General features: G+C 73.6%; 11 protein-coding genes and 2 pseudogenes. 2 read left to right on the top strand and 11 right to left on the bottom strand.

The window, feature by feature from the left end:
- Positions 1–55: 55 nt before the first annotated feature.
- From nuoH to OKX07_RS14665, 10 genes and pseudogenes are all read right to left on the bottom strand, one after another.
- Positions 56–1,429 (bottom strand): NADH-quinone oxidoreductase subunit NuoH, encoded by a 1,374-nt coding sequence (nuoH, locus tag OKX07_RS14620; protein WP_265628789.1) that lies wholly within the window; start codon positions 1,427–1,429, stop codon positions 56–58.
- A pseudogene (locus OKX07_RS14625) lies at positions 1,426–4,082 on the bottom strand (NADH-quinone oxidoreductase subunit G). Before OKX07_RS14625 ends, nuoH begins: the two are co-directional and overlap by 4 nt.
- Positions 4,079–5,413 (bottom strand): NADH-quinone oxidoreductase subunit NuoF, encoded by a 1,335-nt coding sequence (nuoF, locus tag OKX07_RS14630; RefSeq protein ID WP_265628790.1) that lies wholly within the window; start codon positions 5,411–5,413, stop codon positions 4,079–4,081. Before nuoF ends, OKX07_RS14625 begins: the two are co-directional and overlap by 4 nt.
- Positions 5,413–6,294, bottom strand: a complete 882-nt coding sequence (gene nuoE / locus OKX07_RS14635; protein ID WP_265628791.1) for an NADH-quinone oxidoreductase subunit NuoE — start codon at positions 6,292–6,294, stop codon at positions 5,413–5,415. Before nuoE ends, nuoF begins: the two co-directional genes overlap by 1 nt.
- On the bottom strand, positions 6,294–7,604 hold the full coding sequence (locus OKX07_RS14640; protein ID WP_265628792.1) for an NADH-quinone oxidoreductase subunit D: 1,311 nt from the start codon (positions 7,602–7,604) through the stop codon (positions 6,294–6,296). The genes nuoE and OKX07_RS14640 overlap by 1 nt, the downstream gene beginning before the upstream one ends.
- A 40-nt stretch (positions 7,605–7,644) precedes the next feature.
- A complete protein-coding gene (locus OKX07_RS14645; protein WP_265628793.1) occupies positions 7,645–8,520 on the bottom strand; it encodes an NADH-quinone oxidoreductase subunit C in 876 nt (291 codons plus the stop codon).
- Complete coding sequence (locus tag OKX07_RS14650) at positions 8,517–9,068, bottom strand: NuoB/complex I 20 kDa subunit family protein (protein ID WP_265628794.1); 552 nt, start codon at positions 9,066–9,068, stop codon at positions 8,517–8,519. Before OKX07_RS14650 ends, OKX07_RS14645 begins: the two co-directional genes overlap by 4 nt.
- Positions 9,069–9,143: 75 nt before the next feature.
- A complete protein-coding gene (locus OKX07_RS14655) occupies positions 9,144–9,506 on the bottom strand; it encodes an NADH-quinone oxidoreductase subunit A (RefSeq protein WP_265628795.1) in 363 nt (120 codons plus the stop codon).
- A gap of 82 nt (positions 9,507–9,588) precedes the next feature.
- Entirely contained in the window at positions 9,589–10,890 is a 1,302-nt protein-coding gene (locus tag OKX07_RS14660; RefSeq protein WP_265628796.1) for a geranylgeranyl reductase family protein, read from the bottom strand.
- 278 nt (positions 10,891–11,168) lie between these two features.
- Positions 11,169–11,861: a demethylmenaquinone methyltransferase gene (locus OKX07_RS14665; RefSeq protein ID WP_265628797.1), complete on the bottom strand. Its 693-nt coding sequence runs from the start codon at positions 11,859–11,861 to the stop codon at positions 11,169–11,171.
- 534 nt (positions 11,862–12,395) lie between these two features.
- On the opposite strand from OKX07_RS14665, the gene OKX07_RS14670 reads away from it, so the two are divergent.
- On the top strand, positions 12,396–13,022 hold the full coding sequence (locus tag OKX07_RS14670; RefSeq protein WP_265628798.1) for a TRM11 family SAM-dependent methyltransferase: 627 nt from the start codon (positions 12,396–12,398) through the stop codon (positions 13,020–13,022).
- Between the two features lie 61 nt (positions 13,023–13,083).
- Positions 13,084–14,413, top strand: a pseudogene (locus tag OKX07_RS14675) (isochorismate synthase).
- Positions 14,414–14,625: 212 nt separating this feature from the next.
- Here the strand turns inward: OKX07_RS14675 and OKX07_RS14680 are convergent.
- On the bottom strand, positions 14,626–15,987 hold the full coding sequence (locus OKX07_RS14680; protein WP_265628799.1) for a S1C family serine protease: 1,362 nt from the start codon (positions 15,985–15,987) through the stop codon (positions 14,626–14,628).
- Positions 15,988–16,378 lie beyond the last annotated feature (391 nt).

Consider the following 16,378-nt stretch of genomic DNA (forward strand, 5'->3'; position numbering starts at 1 on the left):
CTGCGCACCGGTCGTCGGGGTCGCCTCGTCGGGCGCGGGCCTCTTCTTGCGCTGCTCAGCCACCGCGCACCTCCAGCGGGGTCTCGGGTGCGGACGGGTCGGACGCGTCGGACGCCGCGAGACGGCGCTGCGCGCGGCGACGGGGAAGGACCTGACCCGGCAGGGGCGGCACGGGGTAGCCGTGCTCGAACGGGTCGATCTCCTGCGGGCCCGTCGGCTCGGCCTCCGGCGGCGCCTTCTTGTCCGGCACCAGGAACGAGGCGACCAGGCCCACGACGACGACCCCTGCGAGGACGAACAGCAGCGTGCGCAGGTCGACGTCCCACAGCTGGCGCGCGGCCTGCACGAACGTGACCGCGACGACCCAGGCCAGGGCGGCCGGGATGAGCACCTTCCAGCCGATCTTCATGAACTGGTCGTACCGGAACCGCAGCACCGAGCCGCGGATCCACACGAACAGGAACATGAACAGCCACACCTTGGCGACGAACCACAGGACGGGCCACCAGCCGGTGTTGAACATGCCGTCGTTGATCGCGGAGATCGGCCACGGTGCACGCCACCCGCCGAAGAACAGCGTCGTGGCGACCGCCGAGACGTTGAGCATGTTGATGTACTCGGCGAGGAAGAACCACGCGAACTTCATCGAGGAGTACTCGGTGGTGTACCCGCCGACGAGCTCGCCCTCGGCCTCGGGGAGGTCGAACGGCAGGCGGTTGGTCTCGCCGACCATCGAGATGACGTAGATGACGAACGCCGGCAGCAGCGGCAGGAACCACCACACCTGCGTCTGGGAGTCGACGATCTGGGACGTCGACATCGACCCGGCCATGATGAACACGCTGACCAGGGACAGGCCCATCGCGAGCTCGTACGAGATGACCTGGGCCGTCGACCGCACGCCGCCGAGCAGCGGGTAGGTCGAGTTGGACGACCAGCCGCCCAGCACGATGCCGTACACGCCGACCGAGGCGCAGGCCAGGATGTACAGGACCGCGACGGAGAAGTCCGTGAGCTGCAGCGGCGTGATGACGCCGAAGATGTTGACCTCGGGCCCGAACGGGATGACCGCGTACACCAGCAGCGAGCAGAGCACGGCGATCATCGGCGCGAGGATGTAGACGAGCTTGTCGGCCGCCTTGACGGTGACGTCCTCCTTGACGAGGAGCTTCATCGCGTCGGCGAGCGACTGCAGCAGACCGAGCGGCCCGTGCACGTTGGGGCCGGGACGCACCTGCATGCGCCCGACGACCCGCCGCTCGAACCAGATCGCGATGAGCACGCTCGTCAGCAGGAACACGATGAGGGCGACGGCCTTGAGCAGCCACACCCAGAACACGTCCTGGCTGAAGTCCGCCGTGACCGGGGCGACGGCACCGTCGCCGACCACCGCCGGCAGCGCGGCCAGCACCCCTGGCAGCCCGCTCATGCCCGCTCCTCCTCGTCCACGCGGACGCCGGCGACGGCCTCCGCGGCGTTCCCGGTCACGGTGGCGCCGGCCTGGGCCGTCAGCCGCGCCGGGCCGTCCTCGCCGACCCGCTCGAGCCGGACGACGCTGCCGCCGACCGCCCCGAGCACGTCGCGCACGGCACCGCCGCGCGCGTTGGTCGCGAGCCAGACGACGTGGTCGGCCATCTCCGTGAGGTGCACGGGCGCGGTGATCGCGCCGCGGTCCGTCCCGACCGACACCTCGTCGCCGTCGGCCACGCCGACCGCCTGCGCGGTGGCGGGCGACAGGCGCACGACGGGGCGCTTCGCAGTCCCCGCGAGGTACGGCTCGCCGTCCTGCAGGCGTCCCGCGTCGAGCAGCTGGTGCCACGTCGCGAGCACCGCGTGACCCGCGGGCACCGCCGGCGGCTCCGCCGGGGCGTCCGGGGCGCCGCGACGCGCGCGCCGTCCCACCCGCCCAGCTGGTCCAGCTCGCCGTGCACGGCCGCGAGGCCGGGCAGGCCCAGCTCGACGCCGAGGGCGTCGGCGAGCCGGTCGAGCACCCGGAAGTCGGGCAGCTGGGTGGACGTCAGGGCCTGCGGGAACGGGCGCGGACGCCCCTCCCACGTGACGAACGTGCCGGGCTTCTCGACCGGCGGCGCGACGGGCAGCACGACGTCGGCGCGGTCGGTCACCTCGCTGCGGCGCACCTCGAGCGACACGAGGAACGGCACCGCGTCGAGCGCGGCCCGCGCACCGGCGGGGTCGGCGTGGTCGGCCGGGTCGACACCGCCGACGACGAGCGCGCCCAGGCGCCCGTCGGCCGCGGCCGCGAGGATCTCGTCCGCGCTGCGTCCCGGCGTGGCCGGCAGCTCGTCGACGCCCCAGGCGGCGGCGAGGTCGACGCGTGCGGACGCATCGGCGACGGGCCGGCCTCCCGGCAGCAGCGACGGCAGCGTGCCCGCCTCGATCGCGCCGCGCTCGCCCGCACGGCGCGGGACCCACGCGAGGCGCGCACCCGTGCGCGTCGCGAGCCGCAGCACCGCGGTGAGCGTGCCGGGCACGGTCGCGGCGCGCTCGCCGACGAGGATGACGGCGCCCGCGGTGCTCAGCGCGGTGGCGGTCGCGCCGAGGTCCCCGTCCGCACCCACGGTGATCGCGTCGAGCACCTCGGGCTCGGTGCCGGGCGCGGCCGGCAGGAGCGTGCCGTCGAGCCGCTCGAGCCCGCGGCTCGCGAGCGCGGCGACCGACGTCACGTGCGTCCGCCCCGCGACGACCGACGCGCGCAGGCGCAGGAAGACGATGCCGCCCTCCTCCTCGGGCTCGTACGCGACGCACAGGACGGCGGGCGCGGCGACGAGGTCGCCGAACGTCACCTGCAGCGTGCGGCCCGCGACGTGGTGGCCGAGGAACTCCTCCTCCTCGCCCGAGTGCGGGCGGGCGCGGTGGTCGACGTCGTTGGTGCCCAGCGCGACGCGCGCGAACTTGGCGTACGCGTAGGCGTCCTCGAGCGTGAGGCGACCGCCCGGCAGCACGCCGACCGCGCCCGCGGCCCGCAGGCCGTCGGCGGCCGTGTCCAGCGCCTCGGTCCACGAGCAGGGCTCGAGCTCGCCGCGCGTGCCGTCGGGCAGGGTGCGCCGGACCAGCGGCGTCGTCACGCGGTCGGGTGCCGACTGCCAGTGGAACGCGAACCGGTCCTTGTCGGTGATCCACTCCTGGTTGACCGCGGGGTCGTCCCCCGCCAGCCGGCGCAGCACGACGCCGCGGCGGTGGTCGACGCGGATCGCGGAGCCGTTGGCGTCGTGCTCGGCGATCGACGGCGCCGACACCAGGTCGAAGGGCCGCGAGCGGAAGCGGTACGCGGCCGACGTGAGCGCACCCACCGGGCAGATCTGCACGGTGTTGCCGGAGAAGTAGGACGCGAACGGCCGGCCGCTGGTGTCGAGCGTCGACGCGCCCACGGGCGTGTCGCCGGCGAACCCGAGGACCTGGGTGTCGAACGTGCCGATCTGCTGGGCCGCCCCGCGCTTCTGCAGGTCGATCCAGACGTCGCCCGCGATCTCCTCGGAGAACCGCGTGCAGCGCTGGCAGAGCACGCACCGCTCACGGTCGAGCAGGACCTGCGTGGAGACGGAGATCGGCTTGGGGAACGTGCGCTTGACGTCGACGAACCGCGTCGCCGCCCGCCCGTTGCTCATCGCCTGGTTCTGCAGGGGGCACTCGCCGCCCTTGTCGCAGACCGGGCAGTCGAGCGGGTGGTTGATGAGCAGCAGCTCCATGACGCCGTGCTGGGCCTTGTCGGCCTCGGGCGACGTGTGCTGCGTCTTGACCTGCATGCCGGGCGTGGCCTCGAGCGTGCAGGAGGCCTGCGGCTTGGGCATCTTGGCGACGTTCCCGTCGCGCCCCGGCGCCCACACCTCGACGAGGCACTGCCGGCACGCGCCGGCGGGCGCGAGCAGCGGGTGGTCGCAGAACCGCGGGATCGCGATCCCCAGCTCCTCGGCGGCGCGGATGACCAGCGTGCCCTTGGGCACGGTCGTCTCGATGCCGTCGACGGTGAACGTCACGGTCGCGTCGGGCACGGGCACGACGGGCGCCGGTGCGCCCGGCACCAGCGGCGTCGCGTCGGTGGCCCTCGGGGTCGTGATCGTCATGCGTGCACCCCCGCCAGCTGCGTGCTGCCACGCGGCGTGTAGTCGAAGAGCGAGCTGCGCTCGGGCGGGAACAGCACGTCGGCGGGCGTGTGCGTGCCTGCCTCGAACTCCTCCCGGAAGTACTGGATCGCGCTCGTGACGGGGCTCGTCGCACCGTCGCCGAGCGCGCAGAACGCGCGTCCCAGGATGTTGTCGCACAGGTCGAGCAGCAGGTCGATGTCCGCGTCCGTGCCCTGCCCGGCCTCGAGCCGCGCGAGGATCTGCGCGAGCCAGAACGTGCCCTCGCGGCACGGGGTGCACTTGCCGCACGACTCGTGCTTGTAGAACTGCATCCACCGGGAGACGGCCTTCACGACGGACGTCGTCTCGTCGAAGATCTGCAGGGCGCGGGTGCCGAGCATCGAGCCCGCCGCGCCGACGGACTCGTAGTCCAGCGGCACGTCGAGGTGCTCCGCGGTGAAGATCGGCGTGGAGGACCCGCCCGGCGTCCAGAACTTCAGCTCGTGGCCGGCGCGGACTCCCCCGGCCATGTCGAGCAGCTCGCGCAGCGTGATGCCCAGCGGGGCCTCGTACTGGCCGGGCCGCGTGACGTGGCCCGACAGCGAGAACAGGCCGTGCCCGGCGGAACGCTCGGTGCCCATCGACGTGAACCAGTCGGCGCCGCCGACCAGGATGCCCGGCACCGACGCGATCGACTCGACGTTGTTGACGACGGTCGGGCGCGCGTACAGGCCCGCGACGGCGGGGAACGGCGGCTTGAGGCGCGGCTGCCCGCGCAGGCCCTCGAGCGAGTCGAGCAGCGCCGTCTCCTCGCCGCAGATGTACGCGCCGGCCCCGGCGTGCACCGTGACCTCGAGGTCGAAGCCCGAGCCCAGCACGTCCGTGCCCAGGTAGCCGGCCTCGCGGGCCTCCCGCACGGCCTCGAGCAGGCGGCGGTAGACGTGCAGGACCTCGCCGCGGACGTAGATGAACGCGTGGTGGCAGCCGATGGCGTACGACGTGATGATGACGCCCTCGAGCAGCTCCTGCGGGCTCGCCATCATCAGCGGGATGTCCTTGCAGGTGCCCGGCTCGGACTCGTCCGCGTTGACGACGAGGTACCGCGGGCCGCCGTCGGGCGCCGGCAGGAAGCCCCACTTCATGCCCGTCGGGAAGCCGGCACCGCCGCGGCCGCGCAGCCCGGAGTCCTTCACCGCGGTCACCACGTCGGCGGGCGCCATGCCCAGCGCGGTGCGCAGACCGCGGTAGCCGCCGTCGGCCACGTAGCGGTCGAGCTTCCACGAACGCTCCGCGTCCCAGTGTGCGGACAGCACGGGGGTGAGGGTCGTCATCACGACTCCTTCGCGTCGTCGGACTGCTGCTTGCGCTGCTCGCCGGCGGGCGAGGTGTCGGCGGGCGTCGTCACCGGACGGTCCGCGCTGGACTGCTCGGCGCCGACCTCGGGCTCCCCGTCGGTGACCACGGGAGCGGCAGTGCGCTCGTCGGCGTCGTAGGACGGCGCCGCCCAGCCCCGCTCGCGGGCCAGCACGGTGCCGCGCACCGTCGGCTCGCCCGCGCCGACGCCCTCGTCGACGCGCCCGTCGGGGAAGCCCGCCAGGACGCGGCTCATCTCCTTGAACGTGCAGACGGACGCCGCCCCGCGGGTCGGCGCGACGGGCGCGCCCTCGACCAGCTTGTCGACGACCTCGACGGCCGAGGCCGGCGTCTGGTTGTCGAAGAACTCCCAGTTCACCATCACGACGGGCGCGTAGTCGCAGGCCGCGTTGCACTCGATGCGCTCGAGCGTGATCGCGCCGTCGCCGGTGGTCTCGTCGTGCCCGATCCCGAGGTGCTCGCTGAGCTCCTCCCAGATCGCGTCCCCGCCCATGACCGCGCACAGCGTGTTCGTGCACACGCCGACGGTGTAGGTGCCGTTGGGGTGGCGCTTGTACTGCGTGTAGAACGTCGCGACCGCGGACACCTCAGCGGTGGACAGACCCAGCGTCGCGGCGCAGAACGCGATGCCGCGCGGGCTGACGTAGCCGTCCTGCGACTGCACCAGGTGCAGCATCGGCAGCAGCGCGGACCGGGCCTGCGGGTACCGGGCGATGATCTCGCGGGAGTCGGCCGTCAGCCGGGCGCGCGTCGCGTCGTCGTAGCCGGTCGCGTGGCGGTCGCCCGGGGCGCGGCCGTGGTCGTGGGGCGCCGGGGCGCCCGCGTGCTCGACGGACATCAGCGGTCCACCCCTCCCAGCACCGGGTCGATCGACGCGACGGCGACGACGACGTCGGCCACCTGCCCGCCCTCGCACATCATCGACACGGCCTGCAGGTTGTTGAACGACGGGTCACGGAAGTGCGCCCGGTACGGCTTGGTGCCGCCGTCGGAGACGAGGTGCACGCCCAGCTCGCCGCGCGGGTGCTCGACGGTCTGGAACACCTGCCCGGCCGGCACGCGGAAGCCCTCGGTGACGAGCTTGAAGTGGTGGATCAGGGACTCCATCGAGGTGCCCATGATCTCCCGGATGTGGTCGAGGGAGTTGCCCATGCCGTCGGTCCCGATGGCGAGCTGCGCAGGCCACGCGACCTTCTTGTCCGCGACCATGACGGGTCCCGGCTTCGCCAGCCGCTCGAGGCACTGCTCGACGATCCGCATCGACTGGTAGCACTCCTCGACGCGCACCAGCAGCCGCGCCCAGGAGTCCGCCGCGTCGTTGGTCGGCACGTCGAAGTCGTACGTCTCGTACCCGCAGTACGGGTCGGTCTTGCGCACGTCGTACGGCAGGCCCGTCGCGCGCAGCAGCGGCCCGGTGACGCCCAGGGCCATGCAGCCGGCCAGGCTCAGGACGCCGACGTCCTTCATGCGCGCGTGCAGGATCGGGTTCGCCAGCATGAGGTCCTCGAGCTGGCGGAAGTAGCCGCGCACCTTGACCAGCGCCTCGCGGACGCTGTCGATCGCGCCCGGGGGCACGTCCTGCGCGACGCCGCCGGGGCGGATGTACGCGTGGTTCATGCGCAGGCCGGAGATCATCTCGAAGATCTTGAGGATCTCCTCGCGCGCCGTGAACCCGAGGATCATGATCGTCGTCGCGCCGAGCTCGTTGCCGCCCGTGGCGAGGAAGACCAGGTGCGACGAGATGCGGTTGAGCTCCATCATCAGCACGCGGATGACCGACGCGCGCTCGGGGACGTCGTCGGTGATGCCGAGCAGCTTCTCGATCGCGAGGCAGTAGGCCGCCTCCTGGAACAGCGGGGCGACGTAGTCCATGCGGGTGCAGAACGTCACGCCCTGGGTCCAGGTGCGGTACTCCATGTTCTTCTCGATGCCCGTGTGCAGGTAGCCGATGCCGGCCCGCGCCTCGGTGACGGTCTCGCCGTCGATCTCGAGCATGAGCCGCAGGACGCCGTGCGTCGACGGGTGCTGCGGACCCATGTTGACGACGATGCGCTCCTCGCCGAGGCGCGCGGCCTCCTCGGCGATGTCGGACCAGTCGCCGCCGGACGCCTCGAACGAGGGCACGCCCTCGGTCTCGTCCAGGGGCACGTGACGGGTCGCGTGGGGGTCCGCGAGGTGGGGGCGGTCATCAGCTGTACGACCTCCGCTGGTCCGGGGGCGGGATGCTCGCGCCCTTGTACTCGACCGGGATCCCGCCGAGGGGGTAGTCCTTGCGCTGCGGGTGGCCCGGCCAGTCGTCGGGCATCTGGATGCGCGCCAGGCTGGGGTGACCGTCGAAGACGATCCCGAAGAAGTCCCAGGCCTCGCGCTCGTGCCAGTCGTTGGCGGGGTACACGCCGGTCGTGGACGGGATGTGCGGGTCACCCTCGGGGACGGCGACCTCGAGACGCAGGCGGCGCCCGTGCGTCACCGACACGATCTGGTAGACGGCGTGCAGCTCGCGCCCGACCTCGTGCGGGTAGTGGACGCCGGACACGCCGAGCGACAGCTCGAACCGCAGGTCCGGGTCGTCGCGCAGCGCCTGCACGACCTCGACGAGGTGTGCGCGCGCGATGTTGAGCGTCAGCTCGTTGCGGTCGACGACGACCGACTCCACGGCCGCGGCGTAGCCCGTCCCCGACTCGTCGAGCACCTCGGCCAGCAGGTCGACGACCTCGTCGAACCAGCCGCCGTAGGGGCGCTCGCTGGGCCCCGGCAGCGCGATCGTCGCGACGAGCCCGCCGTAGCCCGACGTGTCCCCCGTGCCGCTCACGCCGAACATGCCGGTGCGCACGTCGATGATGTCCAGCGGCGTGCGCGGGCCGGTCGGGTCGGGTCCGGCGGGCAGGTTCTGGGAGCCCGCCTCGAGCGCGGCAGCCGTGGTGCGCTGCGTCCCGGCCGGTGCCGGCCCGCCGGGCTTGGCGGCCGCGGACGCGTCGGCCTTCTCCGCCGTGGGCTTCGTGCCCTCGGTCGGCCGGTCGGCGACCGGGGACGTCGCGTCCTCGGGCGTCTTCTCGTCGCTCATCGCAGCAGCCCCGTCATGTGCGACGTCGGCGTCGCGGCCATCGCCGCCTCCTGCGCGCGGGCCGCGGCCTCGCGGCGGTTCACGCCGAGCGGCTCGTCCTGGATCTGCTGGTGCAGCGCGAGGATCGCGTGGAGCAGCATCTCCGGGCGCGGCGGGCAGCCGGGCAGGTAGATGTCGACGGGCACGATGTGGTCCACGCCCTGCACGATCGCGTAGTTGTTGAACATGCCGCCCGACGACGCGCACACGCCCATCGACAGCACCCACTTGGGCTCGGCCATCTGGTCGTAGACCTGCCGCACCACGGGCGCCATCTTCTGGCTGACGCGCCCGGCGACGATCATGAGGTCCGACTGGCGCGGCGACGCGCGGAAGACCTCCATGCCGAAGCGCGAGATGTCGTACCGGCTCGTCCCGGCCGCCATCATCTCGATCGCGCAGCACGCCAGGCCGAACGTCACGGGCCACAGGGAGGCCTTGCGGAAGTAGCCGACGAGGTCCTCGACCGTCGTCAGCAGGAAGCCCGAGGGCGCTTCTTCGATACCCATGTCAGCCCCTCCTCGGGGTCGGTCGGCTGCGCGTGGTGGCACGTGTCGGGCAGGCGAGGGCCGGCCCGTGCATGGTCAGTCCCACTCGAGGCCGCCGCGCTTCCACTCGTACGCGAACGGGACGGTGATGATCAGCAGGAACACCATCATCGCGACCAGCCCGAACGTCGCGAGCTCCACGAAGCTCACCGCCCACGGGTAGAGGAAGACGACCTCGATGTCGAAGATGATGAAGGTCATGGCGACCAGGTAGTACTTGATCGGGAAGCGCCCGCCGCCGATGGCGTGGGGCGTCGGCTCGATGCCGCACTCGTAGGCGTCGAGCTTGGCGCGGTTGTACCGCTTGGGACCGAGGATCGCGCTCGCGCCGACCCCACCCAGGGCGAGGACCGCCGCGATCCCGATCATCACCAGGAGCGGGACGTACGGGTTGCTCATCGAGCGGTCCTCCTCGTCGGGGACGTCGTGCCGGGGGTCCGGCCGTGGGGTGCTGCCGTGCCGTCGCTGCCCGTGCGCCGGCTCATGCGTCCGGCGCCAGTCGGGTGAGCGCGGCGATCACGCGGTCGACCACGTCACCCCCGCGCGGCTCGTAGCAGTCGGCCAGCAGCTTGAGCACGAACTTCATGAGCAGGGGCCGCGGCAGACCGTACCGCGTGCACAGGTGCATGACCTGCGGGTGCTCGATCAGCGCCACGAAGATCCGCCCCAGCGTGTAGTACCCGCCGAGGTCGTCCTTCATGCGGTGCTGGTACGTCGCCAGGGCGCGCTCGCGTCCCGCGGCCGACCCGCGGGCCAGCCCCTGCGCGATGGCGTCGGCCGCGACCCGGCCCGCCTGCAGGCCGTACGCGATGCCCTCGCCGTTGAACGGGCTGACCATGCCGGCGGCGTCGCCCGCGAGCATCAGCCCGTCCGCGTAGAGCGGGCCGCGGTTGAAGCCCATCGGGAGGGCCGCACCGCGCACGGGACCCATCTGGTTGTCGGGGGTGAACTCCCACTCGGCGGGCGCGTTGGCCATCCAGCGGGCGAACAGGTCCTTGTAGTCGACCTTGGTCGCCGCGGCCGTCGAGCTCACCGACCCGAGCCCGACGTTGGCGGTCCCGTCGCCGAGCGAGAAGATCCAGCCGTACCCGGGCATGAGGTTCGAGCGGCCCGGGGCGCCGTCCCACAGCTCGAGGTGCGACTCCATCCACGGGTCGTCGTGCCGCGGGGTGCGGAAGTAGGTGCGGACCGCCACGCCCATCGGGCGGTCGTCGCGCTTGGCGCGGCCGACGGCGGTCGCGAGGCGTGCCGACACCCCGTCGGCGGCGATGACGACGGGGGCGCGGTACGTGGCCTCGTCGCCGGCGTCGCCCGTGCGGCGGCCGTCGGCGTCGACCGACCGTGCCCGGACGCCGACGACCCGGCCCGTGCGCTCGTCACGCACCGGTCCCGTGACGGACGTGCCCTCGAGCAGCTTGGCACCCGCGGCGCGGGCGTACTCGGCCAGCGTCTGGTCGAACGACACGCGCGACTTCGCGAGCCCGTAGGAGGGGTAGCTCGACAGCTCGGGCCATGGCAGCTCGAGGCGGTGGCCGCCGCCGATGACACGCAGACCGGCGTTGCGGATCCAGCCGTCCTGCTCGCGGATCGGGACGCCCATGCGGACGAGCTCGGCCACCGCGCGCGGGGTGAGGCCGTCGCCGCAGATCTTGTCGCGCGGGAAGGTCGCCTTCTCCAGCAGGAGGACGTCGAGCCCCGCGGCGGCGCAGTGGTAGGCCGCCGAGGCCCCGGTCGGACCGGCGCCGACGACGATGACGTCGGCGTCATCGGTCGTTCCGTCCACCTGGTCACCCCACTTGTGACGATGTTCACGTGCAGCTTCGGCGAGTGTATCCAGCGCCTCCGGACCTGTCTGCGAAGGGTTGGCTTACCTCAGCAGCAGGACCGGACCATGGTCCCCCACGGCGGCGCCGAACAGGCGTCACACGCACCGGGAGCGCCCGGGCGCGCCCGTGCTCCCGCCCTCGCGGGCGGCCGACCCTCATCGTCCACCACGCGGCCGCAGCCCGCAGGACGGGCGCGCGCACCGCACACCCGCGCCGCAGGACGCGGGCGAACGGCTCAGGGTCGACGGGCGCGGTGCAGCGCGACGACCCCGCCCGTGAGGTTCCGGAACGCGACCTGGTCCCAGCCCGCGCCACGCACCAGCAGGCCCAGCTCGCGCTGGTCCGGCCACTCGCGGATCGACTCGGCGAGGTACACGTACGCGTCCGGCTCCTTCGACACCGCGCGGGCGACCGGCGGCAGGGCACGCATGAGGTAGTTCGTGTAGACGGTGCGGAACGGCGCAAACGTCGGCCGGGAGAACTCGCACACGACCATGCGTCCACCCGGACGGGTCACGCGCAGCAGCTCGCGCAGCGCCGCGTCCACGTCGGACACGTTGCGCAGGCCGAACGACATCGTCACCGCGTCGAACGACGCGTCGGCGAACGGCAGGTGCAGCGCGTCGCCCGCGACGAACGGCAGGTCGGGGCGCCGGCGGCGGCCGACCCGCAGCATCCCGGTCGACAGGTCGCACGGCACGACGTGCACGCCCGCGTCGGCGAGCGGCTCGCTCGACGTGCCGGTGCCCGCCGCGAGGTCCAGGACCGTCTCGCCGCGCTGGGCGTCCAGGGCGGAGAGCGTCGCCCTGCGCCACGCACGGTCCTGGCCCAGGGAGATGACGTCGTTGGTGATGTCGTACCGGTGCGCGACCGCGTCGAACATGGCGGCGACGTCGCGAGGGTCCTTGTCGAGGGCGGCGCGTGGCATGCGCCCATCGTCGCAGGTCCGCGTGGTCGGCTGCGCACCCGGCTCGGGTAGCGTGCGGCGGGACGGCGCCGGTGGGCGTCGTCGTCGCACCGACCTCGGGGGCCCGTCCACCCATGCCGCAGTACGCGATCCTCGTCCAGCCCTCGGCGAACCGGGTGTACTCGCAGCACGCTGCGCGCCTCACGCGCAACGAGCTCCTCGCCCTCGACGGGCTGCTCCTCGACGGCCGCCTGGCCGCGGCGGGCGAGCCCGAGGAGCGCACGATGGGCGGGGTCCCGTACCTCGTCCTGCCGACGCCGGCCCTGACCGCGGACGACCTGGCCGTGCTGGCCAACCTGTCCTCGCTGTTCGCCCTGTTCGAGCTGAACGACGACGGCACGCTTCGCCCGCTGGAGCTGGCCCGCCTCGACCGCTATGACGACGACCTGCTGACGATCCTCAAGTACATCGGCAAGACCAACGAGCAGCTCACGCGCCTGCTGCTCAACCTCACGGCGGCCGGCGCTGCCCGTCCAGGACTTCCTGCACTCCCGCGTGCGGGTGCTCGACCCCGTGTGCGGGCGCGGCACCACGCTGAACCAGGCCCTGATGTACGGCTGGGACGCGTACGGCGTCGACACGGACCGGCGCGACGTCGAGGCGTACACCGCGTTCGCGGACCGCTGGCTGCAGGACAAGCGCCTCAAGCACCGGTCGCGCAGCACGCGCGTGCGCGTGGCCGGCAAGAACCTGGGCCGACGCACGACGTTCGAGCTCGCCCCGACCAAGGAGCTCTACCGCGCCGGCGACGTGCAGACGCTCGAGATCACGCAGGGCGACACGCTCGACGCCGACCGGATGTACCGGGCCGGGTCCTTCGACCTCGTCGTCGCCGACGCGCCGTACGGCATCCAGCACGGGTCCGTGACCGGCCCGCGCACCCCGTCCCGGTCGCCGCAGGCTCTGCTGACGGACGCGATCCCGGTGTGGGCGGGCCTGCTGCGCCGCGGCGGCGCCATGGGCCTGTCCTGGAACACCAAGGTCCTGCCGCGCGCGGACCTGCTCGCGATGCTCACCGACGCGGGGCTCGAGCCGCTCGACGACGCGCCGCTGCTGGACCTCGCGCACCGCGTCGACCACGCGATCGAGCGCGACCTCGTGGTGGCGCGCAAGCCCGGGTGAGACGGACGTCGCACCCCCACGACAGGGGGCGGGACGTCGTGAGGACCTACCCTGGACGGCGATGAGCACGTCGCCCAGCGCCCCCGCGACCGGGGGCATCCCCCGGCCCCTCGTGGTGCGCACGGTCGAGTGCGCCGACCTGCCCACCGGCGGGTCCCCCGACCCGGCCGACCTGCTCGACCTGCTCGGACCCGACGCACCCCTCGCCTGGGTGCGGCGCGGTGACGGGCTCGTCGCGTGGGGCGAGGCCGTGCGCGTCGAGGTGCACGGCGCCGACCGGTTCGCCGCCGCCGAGCGCGCGTGGCGGGAGGTGCTCGCGCACGCGATCGTCCGCGACGAGGTGCAGCTGCCCGGCAGCGGGCCCGTCGCGTTCGGCTCCTTCGCGTTCGACGACGACTCCGCCGCGGGCGGCGTGATCGTCGTGCCGCGCGTCGTCGTCGGACGCCGCGACGGGCGCACGTGGCTCACCACCGTGAGCACGGTCGGCGAGCTCGGCCCCGCGCCGCGGCTGCGCGACGTCGTGCCCGCGCGCACCCCCGCCCACCCGCCCGGCGAGGTGACGTACACCGACGGCGCCGTCGACGCCGAGGCGTGGCTCGAGGTCGTCGCCCGCGGGGTCTGCGCGATCCGTGAGGGCGAGGTGGAGAAGGTCGTCCTCGCACGCGACGTGCACGCCCGCACCGAGCACCCGCTCGACGTCCGGTGGGCGCTGCAGCGCCTCGCGGACCGGTACCGGTCGTGCTGGACGTTCAGCGTCGACGGCATGATCGGTGCCACGCCCGAGCTGCTGGTGCGCTCCGAGCGCGGCCTCGTCACGTCGCGCGTGCTCGCGGGCACGATCCGGCGCACGGGCGACGACGACGCGGACATGGGCCGCGCCGCGATCCTCGCGCACTCCTCCAAGGACCTCGAGGAGCACGAGTACGCGGTCTCGTCCGTCGCGCGCGCGCTCGCCCCCTTCTGCTCGTCGTCGAACGTCCCCGACGTGCCGTTCTGTGCTGTCCCTGCCGAACGTGCTCCACCTCGCGTCCGACGTCACCGGCGTGCTGAGCGCCCCCCGCGGCGACGACGCGCACCCCTCGTCGCTCGCGCTCGCCGCCGCGCTGCACCCCTCGGCCGCCGTGTGCGGCACGCCGACGCAGGCGGCACGCGCCCTCATCACCCGCATCGAGGGCATGGACCGCGGCCGCTACGCCGGTCCCGTCGGCTGGTTCGGCGCCGACGGCGACGGCGAGTGGGGCATCGCGCTGCGCTCCGCCGAGGTGGACCGGGACGACCCGCGCCGGCTGCGGCTGTTCGCCGGGTGCGGCGTCGTCGCCGCGTCCGACCCGGCCGCCGAGCTCGCCGAGTCCCGCGCCAAGCTCGTCCCCATGCGCCACGCCCTGTCCTGAGCCGCCGCCCCGCAGGGCTGGATCGACCTCTCGCCGGGGGTGGGACGCACGAGGGCCCGCCGCGAGAGGGGATGCCCACGGCGGGCCCAGCGGTGCGTGCCGGCCCCTGCGGGCGCACGCACGGGCACGACCCCTGCGGGCCTGCCCCGGTCTCTGTTGCCAGGTCGGACGACGGTCGGTCCCCGGCGCGGTGGCCGGGGACCGACCGGGACTCAGCCCTGGCCCTCCTGCTGCTGCTGCTCCTGCAGCCACTCCCAGAACTGCTCGGGAGTCATGCCACCGGGCATGGTGCCCTCGTCACCCGGGTCCGGCGCAGGCTGCTCGCCCTCGCCCTCGCCCTGGTCGTCCGGGGCCTGCTCGCCCTGACCCTCGTCGCCCTGACCCGGCTGCGACTGACCGAAGTCGTCGGGGCGCGTCGCGAGCGTGACGTCGAGCTCGACGGCGCGGCCGTCGCGGACGACGGTGAGCGTGACGTCGTCGCCGGACGTCAGCGAGCGGACGAACGCCGTGAGCGACTCGGCACCGCCGACCGGGTCGTCCCCGATCGCGACGATGACGTCACCGTCCTGCACGGCGGCCTCGGCGGCCGGCGAGCCCTCGCTGACCGACTCCACGACCGCGCCGCGGCGCGTGACGCCGTCGGCGGTCGCCGTGCCGTCGGACAGCGTGACGCCGAGGAACGCGTGCTCCGCCTGCCCGTCCTCGATGAGCTGCGCCGCGATGTTCCGGGCCAGGTCCACCGGGATCGCGAACCCGAGGCCGATCGACCCTGACTGCTGGCTGAGCGTCGCGATCGACGACGTGATGCCGATGACCCGGCCCGTCGCGTCGAACAGCGGACCGCCGGAGTTGCCGGGGTTGATCGCGGCGTCGATCTGGACCGCGTTCGTCACGGCGGCCTCGCCGCCGACCTCCTGCGTCGAGACGGGGCGGTTCAGGGCCGAGACGATGCCCGTGGTCACCGTGTTGGCCAGACCCAGCGGGTTGCCGACCGCCATGACCGGGTCGCCGACCGTGACGTCGTCGGAGTCCCCGAACGCAGCCGCCTGGAGGTCGTCGGGGGCGTCGACGACCTGCAGGACCGCGAGGTCCGTGCTCGCGTCGGTGCCCACGACCTCGGCCTCGAGCATGCGGCCGTCGGTCAGCGTGACCTGGACGTTGCCCTGGGCGCCGGCGACGACGTGGTTGTTGGTCACGACGTGACCGTCGTCGTCGATGATGACGCCGGAGCCCTGACCGCCGCCCGACTGCGTCTGCACGTCGATCGCGACGACGGACGCCTGCACGGCGGACGCGACGGCCTGCCAGTTGGGGTTCTCGGTGCTCGAGCCGGACACGGGGACCTGGTCGGTCTCCGTGCGGCCGACGTCGGCGAGCGACGCGGAGCGCACCGGGTCGCTCGCCCCGGCCAGGACGTCGAGGCCGCCGAGGCTCGCGACGGAGCCACCGCCGACCAGGAGGCCGACGGCCGCGGCCGACGCGATCCACACCCAGGCGCGCGACCGGCGCCGCGGTGCGGGGTCGGCGGGTGCGGCCCACGGGTCGGTGGGCGGTGGTACGGCGCCCGGGGGCACCTGGCCGGGTGCGGCCGCCGTGCCCGGCGACCAGGGTCTGTCCCGGGCGCGCCGGCGACAGGGTGGTCGGTGGCGGGGTGGTCGACGACCGGGTGGTCGGTGGCGGGGTGGTCGGTGGCGGGTGCGCCACCGCCCACGGTCACGGGCCGCCGGGCGGCGCGCTGTGCGGCCTCGTACCGCGCCCAGTGCTGCGCGGGCGTCAGCCGGGCGGCGGGGTCGTCGGCGGGTGCCGGAGGCGGCTGGACCGCGAGCGGCTGCGTCGCGTCGTGCGCCGGCAGCGGCTGGGTCGGGTGGTCCTGCGGGTGGCTGCCCGGTTGCGGCTGAGGTGTGGTGGTCATGGGTGCCTCCTTGTCGGACTCCATGAGACACCCGGGTCCTGGGATCGCGCTCG

The sequence above is a fragment of the Cellulomonas sp. S1-8 genome (assembly GCF_026184235.1).
In the GTDB taxonomy this organism is placed as follows: Bacteria; Actinomycetota; Actinomycetes; order Actinomycetales; family Cellulomonadaceae; genus Cellulomonas.